The sequence below is a fragment of the Pseudophaeobacter flagellatus genome (genome assembly GCF_021228235.1).
GTDB classification, from domain to species: Bacteria; Pseudomonadota; Alphaproteobacteria; order Rhodobacterales; family Rhodobacteraceae; genus Pseudophaeobacter; species Pseudophaeobacter flagellatus.
The window spans coordinates 447,987-466,263 of record NZ_JAJQRG010000001.1 but is presented as its reverse complement, the minus strand read 5'-3'; the positions used below and the strand labels follow the sequence as shown (position 1 = coordinate 466,263).

Annotated in this window: 19 protein-coding genes; 17 read left to right on the top strand and 2 right to left on the bottom strand. The window is 58.8% G+C overall.

The genetic code is table 11. From position 1 onward, the window contains the following. Position 1: 1 nt before the first annotated feature. From LRK71_RS02185 to LRK71_RS02165, 5 genes are read left to right on the top strand one after another with little or no spacing between them, the layout of a single operon-like run. Positions 2 to 796 carry a CbbQ/NirQ/NorQ/GpvN family protein gene (locus tag LRK71_RS02185; protein ID WP_232400759.1) on the top strand — a complete coding sequence of 265 codons (795 nt, stop codon included), beginning with the start codon at positions 2 to 4 and terminating at the stop codon, positions 794 to 796. A 4-nt stretch (positions 797 to 800) separates the two neighbouring features. Continuing rightward, positions 801 to 2,678, top strand: coding sequence for a nitric oxide reductase activation protein NorD (locus tag LRK71_RS02180; RefSeq protein ID WP_232400758.1), 1,878 nt, complete (start codon positions 801 to 803; stop codon positions 2,676 to 2,678). 1 nt (position 2,679) lies between these two features. Next, complete coding sequence (locus tag LRK71_RS02175; protein WP_232400757.1) at positions 2,680 to 2,859, top strand: hypothetical protein; 180 nt, start codon at positions 2,680 to 2,682, stop codon at positions 2,857 to 2,859. Next, positions 2,856 to 3,080, top strand: coding sequence for an NnrT protein (locus LRK71_RS02170; protein WP_232400756.1), 225 nt, complete (start codon positions 2,856 to 2,858; stop codon positions 3,078 to 3,080). The genes LRK71_RS02175 and LRK71_RS02170 overlap by 4 nt, the downstream gene beginning before the upstream one ends. Beyond that, positions 3,077 to 3,760 carry an NnrU family protein gene (locus tag LRK71_RS02165; protein ID WP_232400755.1) on the top strand — a complete coding sequence of 228 codons (684 nt, stop codon included), beginning with the start codon at positions 3,077 to 3,079 and terminating at the stop codon, positions 3,758 to 3,760. Before LRK71_RS02170 ends, LRK71_RS02165 begins: the two co-directional genes overlap by 4 nt. A gap of 139 nt (positions 3,761 to 3,899) precedes the next feature. Here LRK71_RS02165 and LRK71_RS02160 read toward each other — a convergent pair whose 3' ends face one another. Then, on the bottom strand, positions 3,900 to 5,099 hold the full coding sequence (locus LRK71_RS02160; protein WP_232400754.1) for an NnrS family protein: 1,200 nt from the start codon (positions 5,097 to 5,099) through the stop codon (positions 3,900 to 3,902). Positions 5,100 to 5,192: 93 nt separating this feature from the next. Next, entirely contained in the window at positions 5,193 to 5,621 is a 429-nt protein-coding gene (locus LRK71_RS02155; protein ID WP_232400753.1) for a pseudoazurin, read from the bottom strand. Between the two features lie 356 nt (positions 5,622 to 5,977). Between LRK71_RS02155 and nirK the strand changes: the two genes are divergently transcribed. The 12 genes from nirK to LRK71_RS02095 all read left to right on the top strand — a co-directional run bounded on the left by nirK (position 5,978) and on the right by LRK71_RS02095 (position 18,275). Further along, the gene (gene nirK / locus LRK71_RS02150) at positions 5,978 to 7,126 is read left to right on the top strand and encodes a copper-containing nitrite reductase (protein ID WP_232400752.1); all 1,149 of its coding nucleotides are present in this window, start codon (positions 5,978 to 5,980) and stop codon (positions 7,124 to 7,126) included. Positions 7,127 to 7,206: 80 nt separating this feature from the next. After that, a complete protein-coding gene (locus tag LRK71_RS02145; RefSeq protein ID WP_232400751.1) occupies positions 7,207 to 8,049 on the top strand; it encodes a formylglycine-generating enzyme family protein in 843 nt (280 codons plus the stop codon). Positions 8,050 to 8,281: 232 nt separating this feature from the next. Next, complete coding sequence (gene ehuR / locus LRK71_RS02140; RefSeq protein WP_232400749.1) at positions 8,282 to 9,676, top strand: MocR-like ectoine utilization transcription factor EhuR; 1,395 nt, start codon at positions 8,282 to 8,284, stop codon at positions 9,674 to 9,676. 98 nt (positions 9,677 to 9,774) lie between these two features. Next, positions 9,775 to 10,794, top strand: coding sequence for a TRAP transporter substrate-binding protein DctP (dctP, locus tag LRK71_RS02135; RefSeq protein ID WP_232400747.1), 1,020 nt, complete (start codon positions 9,775 to 9,777; stop codon positions 10,792 to 10,794). A gap of 144 nt (positions 10,795 to 10,938) precedes the next feature. Next, positions 10,939 to 11,511 carry a TRAP transporter small permease gene (locus LRK71_RS02130; RefSeq protein ID WP_232400745.1) on the top strand — a complete coding sequence of 191 codons (573 nt, stop codon included), beginning with the start codon at positions 10,939 to 10,941 and terminating at the stop codon, positions 11,509 to 11,511. 2 nt (positions 11,512 to 11,513) lie between these two features. Beyond that, a complete protein-coding gene (locus LRK71_RS02125) occupies positions 11,514 to 12,800 on the top strand; it encodes a TRAP transporter large permease (RefSeq protein WP_232400744.1) in 1,287 nt (428 codons plus the stop codon). 12 nt (positions 12,801 to 12,812) lie between these two features. Next, positions 12,813 to 13,250 (top strand): universal stress protein, encoded by a 438-nt coding sequence (locus LRK71_RS02120; RefSeq protein ID WP_232400743.1) that lies wholly within the window; start codon positions 12,813 to 12,815, stop codon positions 13,248 to 13,250. A gap of 8 nt (positions 13,251 to 13,258) precedes the next feature. Continuing rightward, entirely contained in the window at positions 13,259 to 14,023 is a 765-nt protein-coding gene (eutA, locus tag LRK71_RS02115) for an ectoine utilization protein EutA (protein ID WP_232400741.1), read from the top strand. Between the two features lie 20 nt (positions 14,024 to 14,043). Beyond that, entirely contained in the window at positions 14,044 to 15,033 is a 990-nt protein-coding gene (eutB, locus tag LRK71_RS02110) for a hydroxyectoine utilization dehydratase EutB (RefSeq protein WP_232400738.1), read from the top strand. Next, entirely contained in the window at positions 15,034 to 16,026 is a 993-nt protein-coding gene (eutC, locus tag LRK71_RS02105) for an ectoine utilization protein EutC (protein ID WP_232400737.1), read from the top strand. A gap of 181 nt (positions 16,027 to 16,207) precedes the next feature. Then, on the top strand, positions 16,208 to 16,690 hold the full coding sequence (locus LRK71_RS02100; RefSeq protein WP_232400736.1) for an Lrp/AsnC family transcriptional regulator: 483 nt from the start codon (positions 16,208 to 16,210) through the stop codon (positions 16,688 to 16,690). 109 nt (positions 16,691 to 16,799) lie between these two features. Then, on the top strand, positions 16,800 to 18,275 hold the full coding sequence (locus LRK71_RS02095; protein WP_232400735.1) for an NAD-dependent succinate-semialdehyde dehydrogenase: 1,476 nt from the start codon (positions 16,800 to 16,802) through the stop codon (positions 18,273 to 18,275). Positions 18,276 to 18,277: the final 2 nt, after the last annotated feature.

The window sequence follows — 18,277 nt, the reverse complement described above, 5'->3', positions numbered from 1 at the left end:
AATGAATGCGATCAACACTCCTGCAGTGCCTTTCTATCAGGCCAGCAAAGACGAAATATCGGTCTTTGAAATGGCCCAAGCCAACGGTTTGCCCCTTCTTCTGAAGGGGCCTACCGGCTGCGGCAAAACCCGCTTTGTGGAACATATGGCAGCCCGGCTTGGGCTGCCACTCCACACCGTTGCCTGCCACGATGATCTGTCGGCGGCCGATCTGATCGGGCGCTACCTTCTGAAGGGCGGCGAAACCGTCTGGGTGGATGGCCCGCTGACACGGGCGGTACGGACCGGCGGCATCTGCTATCTGGACGAGGTGATCGAGGCGCGCAAGGATGTGGCCGTGGTGCTGCACCCCTTGACCGATGATCGCCGCCGTCTGGTGATCGACCGCACCGGCGAAGAGCTGGTGGCGCCCAAATCCTTTATGCTGGTGGCCAGCTACAACCCCGGCTATCAGAACATCCTGAAAAAGCTGAAACCCTCCACCCGGCAACGCTTTCTCTCCATCGGCTTCGATTTCCCCGAGCCAGGTCTGGAAACCGCTGTGGTTGCGGCCGAAAGCGGTCTAGACGAAGGCCGCTCTGCCGCGTTGGTACGGTTGGCGGGCCATATCCGCAAACTTTCGGGCATGGATCTGGAGGAAGGCGTATCGACCCGCCTGCTGATTTATGCAGCCACGCTGATCGCCAAGGGCATGAGCGTGGATCAGGCGCTGGAGGCTGCGATCATTGCACCGCTCAGCGACGAGGACGACGTCTGTCAAGCGCTGCGCGATCTGGCAGCATCGGTTTACGGGTGACATCATGATACATGCGCGCGACCTTCTTGAACCCGAAGAAACCGTGGGAAACCTGTGGCATGACATTTCCACACGTATTGGCGCCGATGGCGCCAATACTGGCGAAGCGGTGTCCTACGATGAGGTCCGAAGCAGTGTCGCCACCCTGTTCCGCGCGCTTGGCGGCCGCAGCGGTGTCGAAATCCAGGAAGCGCCAGCCACTGCGATGGAACACCGCCCGGACCTTCTGCGCCGCCTCGGCACCCCCCGCGAAACCGGCTATCGCGCCAGTTTTGACGGCGAGCGGTTGCGTCTGCCTCCGGTGATGGCCGCCTTTCCCAGCCGCGCGCTCAACCGTCAGGCCTATTTATGGCTGGCCGCCATGGCCGCGCATATCGACCTGCCACAGCCCAACCTGCCCCCCTATCAGGCAGATCAGGCAGAAATCACCGCCAATGCACAGGCCGCCGACCGCGCCTTTGCCGCCTGCCCGGGGCTGCGCCAGGGCTATGGCACCCTATCAGCCCATATTACCGCCAATCGCAAGCGCAGCGGTCTGCCCCGGTTCGAGGCACAGATCGAGCGCCGGATTCTGGATCAGCTCGGCGCGCCCTACGCGCCAGTTTCCCCCTGCACCAACGCCGCACCGCGCGGCTATCTCAGCTATCTGGCGGTGCCGATCTGGCTACGCCTGCCTGCCTGCGGCAACAGCCGCCCCCCTGCCCCCGATGCCGAGGAAAGCGAGGCCCCAAGTCTGGCCATGGCCACCCGCAAGGCCGGCCAGCGCGAAGACCGCGAACAGGCCAACCGCAAGGACAGCTTTATCATTCACCGCTTTGAATCCATCCTGTCCTGGGCCGAAAGCCTGAACATCAACCGCATGGTCGATGACGACGACAATGAACACGCCGAAAAGGCCGCCGAAGATCAGGACAGCATCACCCTGTCGCAGCATATGAAGCGGGCTGCCTCGCGGCTGCGGATCTCGCTGGATCTGTCACCGCAGGACGCCGAACACGAACGGCTGGCGGATCGCTACACCTACCCCGAATGGAACCACCGCCTAGGCCAGCATATGCCCGATCACACCCGCGTGCTGGAGGTCGAGGCCGAACCGGCGATGGATTTCAGCCCTGATGCGCGACTGGTGGCACGGGTACAGCGCCAGTTTGCGCCCTTGATGCCGAAGCGGGTGATACTGCCCCGGCAGTTGGACGGTGACGATCTGGACCTGGATGCAGTGGTGCAGTCCCGCATTGATCTGTCGATGGGTCAGCAGGGCAGCGACCGTGTCTGGCAGGCCAGCCGCCCGATGGCCCGTGACCTCAGCGTTGCGGTGCTAATGGATTGCTCGCGCTCGACCGAGGCCACCGTGGGGGACCGGCCAGTGATCGACACCGCCCGTGAATCCCTGGCCGCCCTGGCTGCGGGCATCGCCACCGCCGGTGATCGCCTGGGCATCTGGGGCTTTTCCTCGCTGCGCCGCGACCGGGTCTTCCTGACCCGCGCCAAAACCTTTGAACAGCCGATGGACCAAAAGGTCACTGCCCGGATCGGCGGCTTCAAACCCGGCCACTACACCCGGCTGGGCACCGCCATCCGCCATGCTTCGGCCCAGCTGGCCGAGGAAGGCAGCGCCCGCCGCCTGCTGCTGGTGCTGACAGATGGCAAACCCAACGACCTGGACCACTATGAAGGCATTCACGGCATCGAAGACAGCCGCATGGCCGTCCGCGAAGCCCGCGCCCTGGGCCATGCGGTGCATGCGGTAGTGATCGACGCGGATGGCCAGGACTGGTTTGCCCGCATCTTTGGCCGCGCAGGCTTTACCCTGCTGCCCGATCCGGCGCGCCTGCCCAGCGCCCTGCCCGAAATCTATCAATCCCTCACCATGGAGCACTGACATGAGACAGATCCTCTGCACGCTTACATTTTGCTTTGCCCCCCTTGCCGCCCTGGCCGAAGCCTTTGAACGCCCGATCCCGCAGCCCCAGACAGATGTTGCCGAGTTCTGGTTTCTGATGGCCTCAATCCTGTTGATCGCGGCGCTGGTTTCTGTGCATATCGTGTTGAAACGGCGATGACATCCCGCCCCTCTTTCAAGCTGTTCGCCTGTCTCTACCCCTTTGGGGCGGGGGCGGCGGCGGTCAATGTCTTCTTTGCCGCTCTGATCGGCAGTTGGCTGGGATGGGAGGTGCTGACCCCGCAGATAAGCGTGCTGATCGGCGCGTTTCTGGGGGTGCCTGTCACCTGGGTCTTTGCCTGCCATATTAAGAAACTGATGGAGCAAGCAGACAGTAAATGACCGGATGGCAAGAATTCGCCCTGGCGCTTGGCGCTTTTATGCTCAGTCACCTTGTCCCGCGGATCGGCGGCCTGCGTGACCGATTGATACAAGCCATGGGCCGACGGGTGTATTTTGCCCTATACGGAGCCCTGTCGCTGGCGCTGCTAGCCTGGGTCATTGCGGCGGCTGGTCGCGCCCCCTATGTCGCACTTTGGGATCAGGCCGCCTGGACCCGCTGGGCACCGTTTTTGCTAACTCCCGTTGTTTTTGTTCTGACCGCCTGTGGAATCGGCAGCCCGCTGCCAGATAGCCTCGGCGGCAGCCGCAAACGCGCCTTTGATCCGGGTTGGCCCGGATTTGCGGCCATCAGTCGCCATCCGCTGCTGTTGGCGCTGGTGCTCTGGGCCGGGGCACATGTGCTGCCAAATGGCGACCTGGCCCATGTGGTGCTGTTTGGTCTGTTTGCCGCCTTCCCGCTGTTGGCGATCTGGGCCTTTGACCGCCGTGCGATGAAAACCTACAGCGCACAGCAGCTGCAATCCGCACCGATCCTATCGCTGCGGCCCCTGGTGACCCTAGACTGGTGGCGCAGCAATGCCCGCTCTGTGTTGATCCGCGCGGCGATCGGGCTGGTGCTTTGGGTCGGGGCGCTGCATCTGCATGGCCCGGTGATTGGCGTCTGGCCCTTTCCGAATTAGGCCCATCCCAAGCAGACTGTCTCAATCAGGCTGTCCCCATGGGCACTGCTGATGACTTCAAGACCACAGGTAAAACAGCACGGGCAGAGGAAACTCTGCCCGCGCTGTTTTGTCAGATCAATTAGGGACGTCGGCCAGATCAGTCGGCCTTTACCTGATTGGCCTTTTTGCGCGCGGCCCGCCCGGATGCCAGCCAGGGAACCAAACGCCAACACAAGAGCGCAAAGGAAGCGGTCCACAACAGCGCCGCCAGATCCAGCCCGGTCAGGCCAGCAGGCAATTCCACATAGCGCCACAGCCGCCCGATCAAGGCCAGCACCAGCCCGGCGAAGGCCAGGTTCAACACCGGACCAGAAACCAGAGCGCGGCCGGTGTGCCCCATGGTCGCCCGCATCATTACCGCAACGGTCATGCCGCCAATGGCACCAATGCCCCAGATATGCAGCCCCAAATCAGCAGAGAGCAGCCCCATAGCCGCAGCAGCATTGACGATCATCCCCAGCGGGGCAAAGAAAAAGGCGATATGCAGCATGGCCAGAATCGGGTTGTGCCGCGTTGCAAACCCACACCAACGCCCCAGCCGGATAAACTGCAGCAACCCGGCCATGAGGATAAATGCCGCGGCCACTGGCGTCTGCGGCCAGATCACCCAGATGACCAGCGCGGGTGCCGATACCAGCAGGCTTAGCTTGTCAAAGCCACCAAAGGGCGCGGGCAGACGGCTGTGACCCGCCTTGTTCAGCCAGTTGCGGGTAAAGCTGGGCAGGATACGCCCGCCAATCAGCAAGACCAGGAATATCAGCAGCGCAAGGCCAAGGCGGCGTCCGACCGCAGCCTCACCGGTCCAGGCGGTCTCGGCGAAAAAGAACAGATTGGCCAGCGACAAGAGGCTGACGGGAATCAGCACCATCAAATTGCGCCAGTTGCGCCCTGCAATGATTTCGCGGGCAATCAGAATGGCCAGCACGATCAAAAAAGCGCTATCGATCAGCGCAACGCCCCACCAGGGCAGCGGCAGCACGCCAAAGACCGCAAAGCGACCACAGAGCCACAGAACCAGCATCAAGAGCAGCGGCCGCCCCCGTGTTGGCATCCCGCCCGTCCAGTTCGGCACGGCCGTAAACAAAAAACCGGCAATCACCGCAGCGCCGTAGCCAAAGATCATTTCGTGACTGTGCCAATCCACCGGCGCCAGCACGCTATTGAGGGTAAGCTCTCCCTGCCAGATCAGCATCCAGAAGGGGATCGCCACCAGCCCAAAGAGGCAGGCCACCATAAAGAAGGGGCGGAACCCATAGGACAAAAAAGCGGGTCCAGTATAGGGTGTTGGGCGGGACATGTTAAACTCCTGCGATTGCGAATGAAAAAGGCGGCCCCATCATGGCGCCGCCTTTCAGAGCAATGGCCGACAATCCTGTGGCCGTTCCCCGGATTACTGCACTTGGGCAAACAGGTCAGCAAAGGCGCCTTTGGCTTTGCCTTTTTGCTTCACCCCCTCGGCTGCCTCTAGGTTTACGGCTTCGCCAACCTGAATAAGCGCAACCATGCCCATACCATAGTGTGGGGTGCATTTGACGCCATAGACGCCTTCAGCATCTACAGTCATCTCAAAGTCAGCGTTGAACTTGGTTTTGAAGGCCTCCACGCCTTCGGGCAACATCCCCTTGATGCTTTCGACGTTGTGGCCTTTGTCGGTGGCGACAAAATGGATCACATCACCGGGCGCGGCTTTGACGAAGGCAGGTTCAAAGACCATCGCCCCTGCTTCGCCCCGATTGAGCATCTTGACCTCAAAGGTCTCGGCCTGGACCAGGGTGGCCACACAAGCAAAGATCGCGGCGCAACCAATTTTCTTGAACATCTGATTTCCTTTCACGGGTTCGGTCTGTGTTTGTTTGTGCCCCGCTTATCAAATGTTTTGGCATGGCGGTCATTGCTCTGGATCAAACTTCCGACTGAACATCTGCCGGTTTTGCTCTTGCGGCTTTCCATCGCTTGGCCTGCCCCCTTAATGCCGAGTCTCGCGCGGGTGACACTGCCTATCCAGCTGTAATCAGTTCGCCAGAGAATGAAGAAAACCGAAAATAATGCGTCCGTATAATGGGGGCGAAAAAAAAGCGGCGAATACGCCATCAATGTTGTTTCAGATCAACCTTTGAATTTTCTGATCTGCTTATCGTCTGGCCAACAAACACATTAATCAAAGGAGAAGAAGACATGCTTACCAGACGCGCAGCACTTATGGCCGCCGCAGGGGCTGCTGCCCTTCCAGCGTTGATCAAAACCGCCAAAGCAGAAGAAATCATGGATACCTCGGGGGCCGCGGCCGTCGATCTGTCAACCCTGAAGCGGATCAAGCATAAACTTGTCCGTCCCCCCATGGTTCACGCACATGAACAGATCGCACCGGCAGAGCCACGGATCGTCGAATTCGAAATGCAGATTGTCGAAAAGGAAGTCGAGGTCGACAGCGGTGCCCATCTGCAGGCGATGACTTTCAATGGCTCGATCCCTGGCCCGATGATGGTGGTCCATGAAGGCGACTATGTCGAGCTGACGCTTTATAACTCGCCTGAAAACCTGATGCAGCACAACATCGACTTCCACTCTGCGACAGGTGCGCTTGGCGGTGGGTCGCTGACACTGGTGAACCCCGGCGAAAAGACCATCCTGCGTTTCAAGGCAACCCGTCCAGGGACATTTGTCTACCACTGCGCCCCAGGTGGTCCCATGATCCCATGGCACGTTGTCAGCGGCATGTCCGGCTGCATTATGGTTCTGCCCCGCGACGGGCTGAAAGATCACAATGGCAAACCAGTCAGCTATGATCGCGTCTACTACATCGGGGAAAACGACTTCTACATCCCCAAAGATGAAAATGGCGACTACAAGCGCTTTGAAGATGTCGGGGCCAGCTATCCTGACACCCTGGAGGTGATGAACGGCCTGATCCCAAGCCACGTTGTCTTTAACGGCAAGGTTGGCGCGCTGACCGGCGACAATGCGCTGCAAGCTTCGCAGGGTGAAAAGGTGCTCTTCGTACACAGCCAGGCGAACCGCGACAGTCGCCCACACCTGATCGGTGGTCATGGCGACCTCGTCTGGGAAACCGGCAAATTCAACAACACACCGGAACGCGATCTGGAAACCTGGTTCATTCGTGGCGGCTCTGCCGGGGCGGCGCTGTATGAATTCCTGCAGCCGGGCGTCTATGCCTATGTAAACCACAACCTGATCGAAGCGGTAAACCTGGGCGCAACCGCGCACGTGGTGGTCGATGGCGACTGGAACAATGACCTGATGGAACAGGTTGAGGCACCAACCGCCTACGACGCCGCCTACGAAGGCAAGTCTGCGCTGCCATAGGGCGCCACGGCACCGCAGAGACAAGATCACCAAAGGCGGCCGGCCCACTGGCCGCCTTTGGACCGCTTAGGAGAGCAAAGATGAAACCAGTCGTGAAAATTATGGCTGTGGCGGGCCTTGGTGTCGGCCTTATCGCCAGTCTTGCAATCGGGCTGGGTTTGACCAGGCCGCAAACAGCTCCCGGCAGCGCCGCATCAGTTGACTTGGTTGATATCCCGGCGGGCACCATCGACTACCGCCCCTTTGGCAATTTTGTCGCCGAGGGGAAATCCCGCTCGCCGCGCGCTTACAAGCTGGAGGTCGCCGGTTTCACCATCATGAAGTACCAGGTCAGCCGCGCCGAATATGCCGCCTGTGTCGCCGATGGACCCTGTGCCACCGTGCCAACCACCGGCGGCGACTACCCTCAGACCTATGTAAATTGGAAAGATGCCAGCGACTACGCCCGGTGGTATTCGCAAAAAACCGGCGAGCACTGGCGCCTACCCAGCGACGCGGAATGGCAATTGGCCGCCGCAGAACGCTATGGCGATGCGGCACCGGATACGCTTGAACTGGATCCCGGTCAGCGGATGCTGGCGCAGTATTCCGCTGGCACGCTGCTGCGCGGCACCGCCAGCCCGGCGCTGCGTCCTGCCGGGGGCTTTGGGGAAAACTCACTGGGCCTTGCCGATATTTCCGGCAACGTCTGGGAATGGACCGATGGCTGCATGCAGAGCGGTTCACTGCGCGCAGATGGAGCCGTCGCCGAGAGCGAACCCTATTGCTGGGTGCGCATTGCCGGAGGCATTCACCGCGCGGCAATCGTGAGTTTCATACGCGATGCCAGCGTTGGCGGCTGTGCCGTTGGCCTGCCTCCAAACCATCTCGGCTTTCGGCTGGTCCGCGACACCCCGCCCGCCCAGTGGTGGCAACTCTTCTGACGTATCGCCCACCGCTGCTCGCCCACTAATCATGGTGCAGGTTTGCGTTTGAACGCGCGCAGGAAAAACATCTGGTGGCTGCTCTCCTTGCTGCGCCGGACATCGGAACACCCGGGCGAAAAGCATCTGATTTCCAGCTGGACACCGCCTCACTGTCGCAGTTTCAAACGCCTGCCGAACGTCCGGTGATAGATCTTCTTGTCCATGGGGTTGAATTGGCTACAATTGTCGCATGACAAATTGGATCCCCTCCCGAAATTCACTAAGCTCACCGCTGCACACCAGCCTTGCCATGTCGATTGCCCAGGCGATCAAAGATGGCGACTTGTCAGTGGGACAGAAGCTCCCGCCCCATCGCAAACTGGCTGACGATCTGAGGCTCAGCGTAAATACAGTGAGCAAAGCCTATGATATTCTGCGTCGCCAGAACCTGATCGAGGGCCAAATCGGGCGTGGGAGCTATGTTGTGGACCCCGGCAAGCCCGATCACCAGCCCTTTAAGCCAGAGGCAGATTCGCAAAATCTGTTCGACATGTCGATTTCGCACCCGCTGTTCAATCGCCTGCATGTCGACGCCATGCAATCAACCCTGAAGTCGATGCAGGCAGATCTCGATCCGGCCCTGTATCTGTCCTCTCGTCCGAACATCGGCCATGAAACCCATCGCAAAACCGGCGTCAAATGGCTGTCGCATTGCGGGCTTGAGACCAGCGTCGGCTCTGTGCTGATGACCAATGGCGTGACCCATGGCCTGTCGGCGGCGCTGTCTGCCATCCTGCGTCCTGGTGATGTCATTTTGTCGGATATGATCACCCACCACCTGCTGGTTTCAAGCGCCGCCTATTTTGGCTACCAACATGTTGGCCTTGAAACCGACGCGCAGGGCATACTGCCTGACGCCCTGGAAAAGGCCTGCGTGGAAAAATCACCTAAGCTGTTGTATTTACTTCCATCACTGGCCAACCCCAACGTCCACATGATGCCCGATGAGCGGCGGCGCCAGATTGCCGCCATCGCCCGTAAACATCGACTGCACATCGTGGAAAACGATGCGTTTGGCCCGGTTGCCGAGGATCGGCAGCGACCCGTTTCGATGTTTGCACCTGAACTGTCCGTCTACCTGACGACCTTCACCAAATGCACGGTCAGCGGCCTGCGCGCAGGCTATGCTGTGGTTCCGGATCATCTATTACCCGCGATGACAGCAAGATTGATCGTGTTCGGTTGGATGGCGACGCCACTGATCTGCGAACTCGCTTCACGCTGGGTAGAGGATGGCACAGCTCAGGCGCTGGCGGACTGGCAGCGCGTCGAAATCGGCAAGCGATATCACATCGCAACGCAAGAGCTTGCAGGTTTCAACTGGACGGGTCACCCGGCGAGTTTGCATCTTTGGTTACACCTCCCGCCCGATTGGGATTCCAACAGCTTTGTTGCCCATGCCCGCGAACTGAATGTGGCAGTATCGCCGGAAAGCCCCTTCCTTCCACCCCAGGCTTTGCCAACAAACGCGGTGCGTATTGCGCTTGGGAGTATCCGCGAAACAGACCGTTTTCGCCAGGCGCTGAGGCTGCTTTCCGGGTTGCTGACACGCCCACGTGAGCCGCTACCGCAGCTCGCTTACTAGGAATGTAGCACAACAATATAACAATTGACTCACAGGTCATTCTTCGGAAAGTGATATGGCATCACAACCCAAAACACTGGAATATCTGGGAGGATATGATGACCGTTTCCACACGTTTCGCCCTGCGCATCGGCGCGCCCCTGGTCGCAGCACTGCTGGCCACAACCGCAGCCCACGCTGACAACTGGCGCTATGCAATGGAAGAGGGCCTGGAAGACCCACAGGGCCTCTATGCGACCAAATTCAAAGAAGAAATCGAGGCCAACTCGGATCACACGGTGCAAATTTACGCTGTCGGCACCCTTGGTGAATCGGCCGATGCGATGGAGCAGGCGCAGGCAGGCTTGCTGCAGTTCATCGACCAATCACCGGGCTTTACCGGTGCGTTGATCCCGGAAGCCGAAGCATTTTTGGTGCCCTATGTACAGCCGACCGACCCCAAGGTGGTGCGCAAGTTCTTCAAGGAAGGCGTCGCAGTAAACGAGATGTTCCACGAGATCTATCGTGAGCAAGGCCTGGAGCTGTTGTCAGTTTTCCCCGAAGGCGAAATGGTTGTCACCACGATGGAGGAATTCCGGACCCCTGCCGATCTGGAAGGCATGAAAATCCGCACCATGACCTCGCCGCTGCTGTTGGAAACCTACACAGCCTTTGGCGCCTCGCCGATTGCCATGCCCTGGGGCGAGCTAATCGGCGGGCTGAAAACCAAAATGGTCGATGGGCAGGAAAACCCTGCGATCTGGATCGAAGCCTATGATCTGGACAACCTGACAAATGTCATGACCTACACAGGCCACGGTCAATACACCACGGCGGTGATGGCCAATGCCGATTTCTACGACGGGCTGAGCGACGCTGACAAAGAGCTTGTGCAAAACGCCTCACAGGCAGCGCTTGACTATATTCTTGATGTTGCCGTCGAGCTGGATGCAACCGGTCTGGCGAAAATCAAGAAAACCAACCCGGACTATGTCATCAACCGTCTAACCACAGAAGAGCGTGCGCCATTCCAGGAACGCGCCAAAGCTGTCGAAGCGGCCTTTGTTGAACGGGCGGGTGAACGTGGGGCGGCCATCTTGGAACAGATGAAAGCGGATCTTGTTACTGCACAGCAGTAACGCGCTTTAGGCGCACGCATAACGACATCTGAGATGCCTCGAAACACCAAGCCATCGCGGACCCTGACCGGGTGTTGGGGGCCGCGTTTCAGCAAATAACAACAAATAAATAATCAGATTTGCGACGATCCTGGGGGAGGACGCATGAGCGATACGCAACTAAAAAAAACGGGCCTGGCCTGGCTAGTTGATGGCATCGACAAAGGCATCGCCGCGCTTGAACGCGCAATCATGGCCATCGGGGTCATTCTGATGGCGGTGAATACCATCGCCAATGTCATCAGCAGATTTGCCTTCAACCATTCCATCATTTTCGCCGAAGAGCTGAACAGTATTTTCATATTGTTGGTGACCTTTGCCGGCATTGGCTACGCCGCGCGCCATGGTCGGCATATCCGGATGTCGGCAATCTCGGACGCGCTGCCGGAACGCGCACGCAAACGGCTCATGCTTTTGATCACCGCTGTAACATCAGTGCTGCTGCTGGTTTTGGCCTGGTACGCCGTGCAGTACATCATGAGCATGTATAGCAAAGGACGGGTCTATCCTGCGCTCGGGATCCCTGTCTATATCAGCTACCTCTGGGTGCCGATTGGCCTGTTCGTGACAGGCATTCAATATGCTTTGACCTTCATCAAAAACCTGCAGCACCGGGAAATTTACCTGTCCACGGATCTGTGTGAAGCAGATGCGCAAGAACTGGAATTGGAGCTTTAACCATGGCACTCGTGATGTTTTCCGCAATGGTTGTCCTGCTGCTTCTCGGGTTTCCAATGATGGTTCCCCTGATCGCCGGAGCCCTAATCGGCGTGATCGAACTGTTTGGTACGGTTGATAAAACCGAATTCATGATCCAGCAGATGCTGGGGGGCATTCGGCCCTCGTCATTGATCGCGGTGCCAATGTTCATTCTGGCCGCTGATATCATGACACGCGGTCAATCCGCTGGACGCTTGATTGATATGGTCATGGCCTTTGTGCGCCATGTGCGCGGCGGATTGGCCGTCAGTACCGCTGCGGCCTGCGCATTGTTCGGGGCGGTTTCCGGCTCTACCCAGGCAACGGTTGTGGCTGTTGGAACGCCCCTAAGGCCCCGTATGCTTAAAGGCGGCTACAAGGATTCCTTTATTCTGGCGCTGATCGTCAACTCAAGCGATATTGCCTTTCTGATCCCCCCCAGCATTGGCATGATCATTTATGGCGTGGTCGCCAAGGCTTCTATCCCAGAACTATTCATCGCCGGCATTGGCCCGGGCCTATTGATCCTTGTGATGTTTTCCATCTACAGCATGATCTACGCCAAGATGAATGATGTGCCAACCGAACCCGCCGCCACATGGAGCGAACGCGCGCATGCGGTCAAACGCGCCCTATGGCCATTGGGCTTTCCGATCCTGATCATCGGCGGCATCTTCTTTGGCATCTTCAGCCCAACCGAAGCAGCGGCAATCAGCGTGGCCTATGCGGTCTTTCTAGAGGTGCTGGTTTTCCGGACGATGAAGATCACCGAGCTATACCAGGTTGCCCTGTCAACCGGCATGGTAACGGCAGTGGTGTTCATTCTGGTGGGCGCTGGGGCCTCCTTTGCCTGGGTTCTATCATTTGCACAGATCCCGCAACAGATATTGGGCGCGCTTGGCATTGATGAAATGGGACAGATCGGCGTGCTGTTTACCATCGCTGTGGCCTTCTTCATCGGCTGCATGTTCGTGGATCCGATTGTGGTCATCCTGATCTTTGTTCCGATCTTTGCCCCCGTGGTCGAAAAAACCGGACTTGATCCAATTCTGGTTGGCACATTGATCACCCTGCAGGCCGCTATCGGCTCAGCGACACCGCCATTCGGATGCGATATCTTCACTGCGGTGGCAGTGTTCAAACGCCCCTATTTGGAAGTGATCAGAGGTACCCCGCCTTTTGTCTTCATGCTTCTGAGTGTCTCAATATTGATGATCTTTTTCCCGCAGGTTGCGCTGTTTCTGCGCGATATCGCTTTTGACAAATAGGAGGCACAGTACATGTTCAAATCCATACTTGCCGCTTTTGACGGTTCCGAAGGATCAGAGGCCGCGCTTTCCAAGGCAGCCGAACTGGCCATACTGTGCGGTGCAGAATTGACGGTTTTGACCATGTACCGCCATCATTCGGTGCTAGAGGGGTCGATGTATGTGACAAATGCCGACCAGCCCGATGATGTTGATGCAATCATGAGCAATCATGCCAAGGCCACCGCCGAACGCGGCGCGGCGCTTGCGCGGCAGGCAGGCTGTGAAAAAATCCGCGCCTTTGTCAAAGGCGGACCGACGGCACGCACAATCGTCGGTTTCGCAAAAGAGCACGACAATGACCTGATCGTCATGGGCAGTCGAGGGCTGGGATCGATTGAGGGATACCTGCTTGGCAGCGTTTCTCATAAAGTCACAAGCCTTGCCCAATGTCCGGTTCTGTTGGTGTGACGAAGGCGATGACGCAAGGCTTGCGATCTTCCGCCTCCTCTGTGACTGCCCAGCTGGATCGGCGCCCCGTTGCCAAGCGCATCGGGCTTGTGACGCTGGCAACGGATCACACCACCGAAACCGATTTTGCCCGCATCTTGCAGGGGCATGATGTCGGCGTTTACGTAAACCGGATCGGATTTGAAAACCCGATAACCCACGAAAGCCTGTTGCAGACCGGCCCCTGTCTGACCGCTGCGGCTGCAGATATCCTACCGGATGAGCCGCTGGATGTGTTGGTCTATGGCTGTACCAGCGCCTCGGCTGTCTTGGGCAATGCCAAGGTGGCCGAGTATATGAACCGCGCCAAGCCGGATACGCCCTGTGTCACCCCCAGTTCAGCGGCACTTGATGCCTTCGCGACACTTGGGATCAAAAAGATAAGCGTTCTGGCACCCTATGCAAAGGATGTGACCGACACTCTGATCCGCTATTTCGCAAAGCAAGGCCCCGTGGTGGTGAGTGCAGAGTGCTTTGGATTGTCCGATGATCGCGACATGGCGCGTGTCTCTCTGGACAGCATTATCGGCGGCGGGGTTGCCGCCTGCGACGCGCAGGCGGATGCGCTTTTTGTCTCCTGCACCGCCTTGCGCGCAGCCAGTTGCGTGGCACAGTTAGAGGCGCGACTGGGCAAGCCGGTGATCACCTCTAATCAGGCGATGGTCTGGCGCTGTATGCGACACCTCGGGCTGACCTGCGATTATCCCGCGGGCGGTAAGCTGTTCAAAACCTAAGAAAACGTCAGGATAACAAGATGAACTCTGAAGTTACATTTCAGGATAGCTTTACTGCGCGAGCACGGATCACCGGGGCTATACGGGTTACACCGACAGTGCCGTCAGACAGGCTCAGCCAGGCCAGTGGCGGCGATATCCGCCTAAAGCTGGAACAGCGCCAGATCACCGGCAGCTTCAAGCTGCGCGGGGCGACAAATGCAATCTTGTCACTCAGCGATGCGCAGCGCGCCAAGGGGGTGGTTGGGGTGTCGACCGGCAACCACGGACGCGGCCTTGCCTATGCGGCTGCAAACGCCGGGATACGCTGCATCATCTGCATGTCCGAACTGGTGCCACAAAACAAGGTAGAGGGCATCAAGGCACAGGGGGCCGAAGTACGTATTGTTGGGCGCAGCCAGGATGATGCACAGACCGAAGTCGATAAGCTGGTGGCAGAGGGCATGGTCATGCTGCCGCCCTTTGATCACCACGACATCATTGCAGGCCAAAGCACGGTGGCGCTAGAGATGCTGGAACAGTTTCCAGAGTTGGAAACCGTCCTGGTGCCCCTGTCAGGCGGCGGGCTGATTTCGGGCGTGGGAATGGTGATGAAGGCGGTAAATCCGTCGATCAGGGTTATCGGTGTCTCGATGGAGCGCGGCGCGGCCATGTATGAAAGCCAGCAGGCGGGCAAACCGATCGTGGTGCCGGAACTGGCAACCCTGGCGGATTCCCTCGGCGGTGGGATTGGCTTGGACAACCAGCACACCTTTGCCATGACGCGCGACTATGTTGATGAATTGGTTCTGGTCAACGAGAGTGAGATCGCCGCCGCCATCCGCCACGCCTATTGGCAGGAACGCCAGATTATCGAAGGGGCTGGCAGCGTGGGCATTGCTGCGCTGCTGGCCGGTAAAATCAAAGATCCGCGGCGGTGTGTTGCCCTGATTTCAGGGCAAAATATCGACATGACCCTGCATCACCGGATCATTTCCGGCGAAGATGTTGATGTAATGGAAGAAACATAAATGCCCGATATCAAGATACTGACCGAAGCCGACCTACGCGATCTGGTGCCGCTGGATGTCGATGCGGTGGACTGCATCGAACAGGGATTCACCACCCTGGCGCAGGGCGGTGTTGTCATGCCGCCGATCATGACACTGATGGTGCCGGATCATAACGGCGAGGTCTGCGTGAAATCCGCCTATGTCCCCGGCATCGACAGTTTTGCCATGAAAATGAGCCCCGGCTTTTTCGACAATCCCAAGCTGGGCCTGCCCAGCACATCAGGGCTAATGGTCCTGTTCTCTAGCAGAACTGGTATGCTAGAGGCCCTGCTACTGGACAATGGGTATTTGACGGATGTGCGCACGGCCGCTGCGGGGGCGGTCTCGGCACGGCATCTTGCCCGCGCAGATGCGACGCGTGTCTGCGTCATCGGGGCTGGCGTTCAGGCGCGGCTTCAGCTCATGGCGCTGACCCTCGTACGCGACATCAACAGCGCCGTGATCTGGGCACGGGACGGGGCCAAGGCCAAAGCCATGGCGGCCAGCCTGAGTGACGAACTGGGCTTTGACGTCACCGCCAGCACAGATGCGGCGGCTGCCGTTGCCTCGGCCGATATTGTTGTCGCGACGACGCCTGCAACCACACCTGTGATCATGGCGGATTGGCTGCATCCCGGACAGCTGGTCATCGCCATGGGATCGGATCAAGAACACAAGGGCGAGCTGGCCCCGGAATGCCTGACCAAAGCAACGCTGTACGTGCCCGATGCGCAGGCCCAATGTGCCATCAAAGGGGAGCTGCGCAGCGCCATTGAAGCGGGCATTGTCCCAGCTGATCGCCGCTTTGCCGAATTGGGTGATGTCACCTCGGGCAAGGCGGCTGGTCGCCAGTCTGACAGCGATATCATCATCGCAGATCTGACTGGCACTGGCGTACAAGACACGGCCATCGCTACTCTTGCCAAACAACGGGCCATGACCGCAGGCAAAGGTTCCAGCTTTACCAGCTGACCCAGCACCAATGCTGCCCGGCGATCCGCCGCAAAATCGGCATCGGCATGACCTGGGCGGCATAATTGGCCAATGTTGCGCGCAGAACCGCCGGTTATTTTCCCAGACTTATCTCTGCGCGTGATTGCACAGCGGTGATCGGGTTGTTAGGTGCTTAATCGCGTTCTCCGGAGGTGACACCATGCGGCTTGATGCCCGCGATCTTGATATTCTGAAGGTCCTGTCAACCGAGGGGCGTATCACCAAAACGGCCCTGGCGACCCGTGTTGGCCTATCGCCCACCCCCTGCTGGGAGCGATTGAAAAAGTTGGAGAAAGCCGGCTTGATCAAAGGGTATCGGGCCGAGATCAGCCTGCAAAAGCTTGGCGCCCATGTGACCATCTTTGTCGCTGCCGAACTCTCGGATCATACCGCCGCCAGCTTTCAGACCTTTGAGGCGGCGATGCAACGCTATGACGAGGTCATGGCCTGCTGGGCGCTTGGCGGCGGGTTTGATTACATCCTGCAGATTGTTACCCGCGATATCGATTCCTATCAGCGCCTGATCGACGAAATGCTCGATTCCCGCATCGGGCTGGCACGGTATTTCACCTATGTGGTCACCAAACCCGTGAAAGGCCATGGCGTACCGCCACTTTCGCTCATCGCGGGGCACCAAGAGTAAATCTCTGCCCGCGACGCGACAGGCAGAGAAAACCTCTGCTTAACCTTTGATATTTGGTCTCTTCCTTGGGTCAAAACGCCAACAATGGCAGACAACAAAGGAGAGCCCGATGACAAACACTGCCCTTTCTGCGCGCGATGATATCGCTGACAAATCCTTGGTGCGCAGTTTTTCCTATGTAAATGGGAAATGGTGTGCTGCTGCCTCGAGTGAAACCATCCGCGTGACCGATCCGGCAACTGGCGCGGTTATCGGCGAGGTGGCCAGCCTCTGTGCAGAGGAATCCTCTGCCGCAGTGGATGCGGCGCAGGCCGCCTTTCCCGCCTGGTCAGGTCTATTGCCGCAAGAGCGCTCTGCCATTCTGCGCCGTTGGTTTGACCTGATCCTGCAGCACAAGGAAGACCTGGCGCGGATCATGGTGCTGGAACAAGGCAAGCCCCTATCGGAAGCACGCGGCGAAATCGACTATGCGGCCTCCTTCGTGGAATTCTACGCAGAAGAAGCCAAGCGTCCGAATATCGAAGGGGTCACCAGCCACCTGCCCGATGCCGAGGTCGAAGTCTGGCTGGAACCGGTCGGAGTGGTGGCCATGATCACCCCCTGGAACTTTCCTGCCGCAATGCTGACCCGTAAAGCCGCTGCCGCCATGGCGGTGGGCTGCACGGTTGTCGCCCACCCGTCCGGGGAAACCCCGCATTCGGCGCTGGCCTTGGCGGAACTGGCCGAAAAGGCAGGCGTTCCGGCGGGCGTGTTCAACGTGGTCACCGGCCGCGCCGCTACCGTGATTGAGCCTTGGACAAAAGACACCCGTGTCCGGGCGCTCTCCTTCACCGGCTCTACCGAGGTCGGGCGGTTGCTTTATCGTCAGTCCGCCGACACCGTGAAAAAACTGGTGATGGAACTGGGCGGGCATGCGCCGGTGATCGTGTTCAAAGGGGCTGATCTGGACGTGGCAGTCGCTGAAACGATAAAAGCCAAATTCGCCACCTCAGGTCAGGACTGCCTGGGCGCCAACCGGATTTTTGTAGAACGCGCCATCTATGATGACTTCTGCGCCCGCTTTACCACCGCAACCCGCACATTGTCGCTGGGCATCGGCATGGATGACCCCGATATCGGGCCACTGATGAATGAAAAGGCCGTGCTAAAGCAGGAAGAGCATGTCGCCGACGCCCTGGCCAAAGGTGCCAAGCTGGCCTGTGGCGGCGCCCGCGATCCGCTGGGATCTCTGTTCTATCAGCCCACAGTTCTGACCGATGTACCCAAAGAGGCCGCCATTATGTCGGACGAGACCTTTGGCCCGGTGGCGGCGATCGCGCCGTTTGACACCGAAGAAGAAGTGATCGCCCGCGCCAATGACACCGAATACGGGCTGGTTGCATATCTGCACAGCCATGATCCGCGCCGCATCTATCGGATGTCCCGTGCGCTGCAATTTGGCATGGTCGCGGTGAACCGCACCAAGGTCACCGGTGCCCCCATTCCCTTTGGCGGCACCAAACAGTCTGGCCTGGGGCGCGAAGGAGCGCGTCGGGGCATGGAAGAGTTTACAGAAATCAAATACGTCTGCCGCGATTGGGCATGAGG

Excerpts from the sequence above, each read along its gene's own strand:
- LRK71_RS02185 (WP_232400759.1), top strand. The coding sequence starts at position 2 with ATGAATGCGATCAACACTCCTGCAGTGCCTTTCTATCAGGCCAGCAAA.
- LRK71_RS02180 (WP_232400758.1), top strand. The coding sequence starts at position 801 with ATGATACATGCGCGCGACCTTCTTGAACCCGAAGAAACCGTGGGAAAC.
- LRK71_RS02175 (WP_232400757.1), top strand. The coding sequence starts at position 2,680 with ATGAGACAGATCCTCTGCACGCTTACATTTTGCTTTGCCCCCCTTGCC.
- LRK71_RS02170 (WP_232400756.1), top strand. The coding sequence starts at position 2,856 with ATGACATCCCGCCCCTCTTTCAAGCTGTTCGCCTGTCTCTACCCCTTT.
- LRK71_RS02165 (WP_232400755.1), top strand. The coding sequence starts at position 3,077 with ATGACCGGATGGCAAGAATTCGCCCTGGCGCTTGGCGCTTTTATGCTC.
- LRK71_RS02160 (WP_232400754.1), bottom strand. The coding sequence starts at position 5,099 with ATGTCCCGCCCAACACCCTATACTGGACCCGCTTTTTTGTCCTATGGG.
- LRK71_RS02155 (WP_232400753.1), bottom strand. The coding sequence starts at position 5,621 with ATGTTCAAGAAAATTGGTTGCGCCGCGATCTTTGCTTGTGTGGCCACC.
- nirK (WP_232400752.1), top strand. The coding sequence starts at position 5,978 with ATGCTTACCAGACGCGCAGCACTTATGGCCGCCGCAGGGGCTGCTGCC.
- LRK71_RS02145 (WP_232400751.1), top strand. The coding sequence starts at position 7,207 with ATGAAACCAGTCGTGAAAATTATGGCTGTGGCGGGCCTTGGTGTCGGC.
- ehuR (WP_232400749.1), top strand. The coding sequence starts at position 8,282 with ATGACAAATTGGATCCCCTCCCGAAATTCACTAAGCTCACCGCTGCAC.
- dctP (WP_232400747.1), top strand. The coding sequence starts at position 9,775 with ATGACCGTTTCCACACGTTTCGCCCTGCGCATCGGCGCGCCCCTGGTC.
- LRK71_RS02130 (WP_232400745.1), top strand. The coding sequence starts at position 10,939 with ATGAGCGATACGCAACTAAAAAAAACGGGCCTGGCCTGGCTAGTTGAT.
- LRK71_RS02125 (WP_232400744.1), top strand. The coding sequence starts at position 11,514 with ATGGCACTCGTGATGTTTTCCGCAATGGTTGTCCTGCTGCTTCTCGGG.
- LRK71_RS02120 (WP_232400743.1), top strand. The coding sequence starts at position 12,813 with ATGTTCAAATCCATACTTGCCGCTTTTGACGGTTCCGAAGGATCAGAG.
- eutA (WP_232400741.1), top strand. The coding sequence starts at position 13,259 with ATGACGCAAGGCTTGCGATCTTCCGCCTCCTCTGTGACTGCCCAGCTG.
- eutB (WP_232400738.1), top strand. The coding sequence starts at position 14,044 with ATGAACTCTGAAGTTACATTTCAGGATAGCTTTACTGCGCGAGCACGG.
- eutC (WP_232400737.1), top strand. The coding sequence starts at position 15,034 with ATGCCCGATATCAAGATACTGACCGAAGCCGACCTACGCGATCTGGTG.
- LRK71_RS02100 (WP_232400736.1), top strand. The coding sequence starts at position 16,208 with ATGCGGCTTGATGCCCGCGATCTTGATATTCTGAAGGTCCTGTCAACC.
- LRK71_RS02095 (WP_232400735.1), top strand. The coding sequence starts at position 16,800 with ATGACAAACACTGCCCTTTCTGCGCGCGATGATATCGCTGACAAATCC.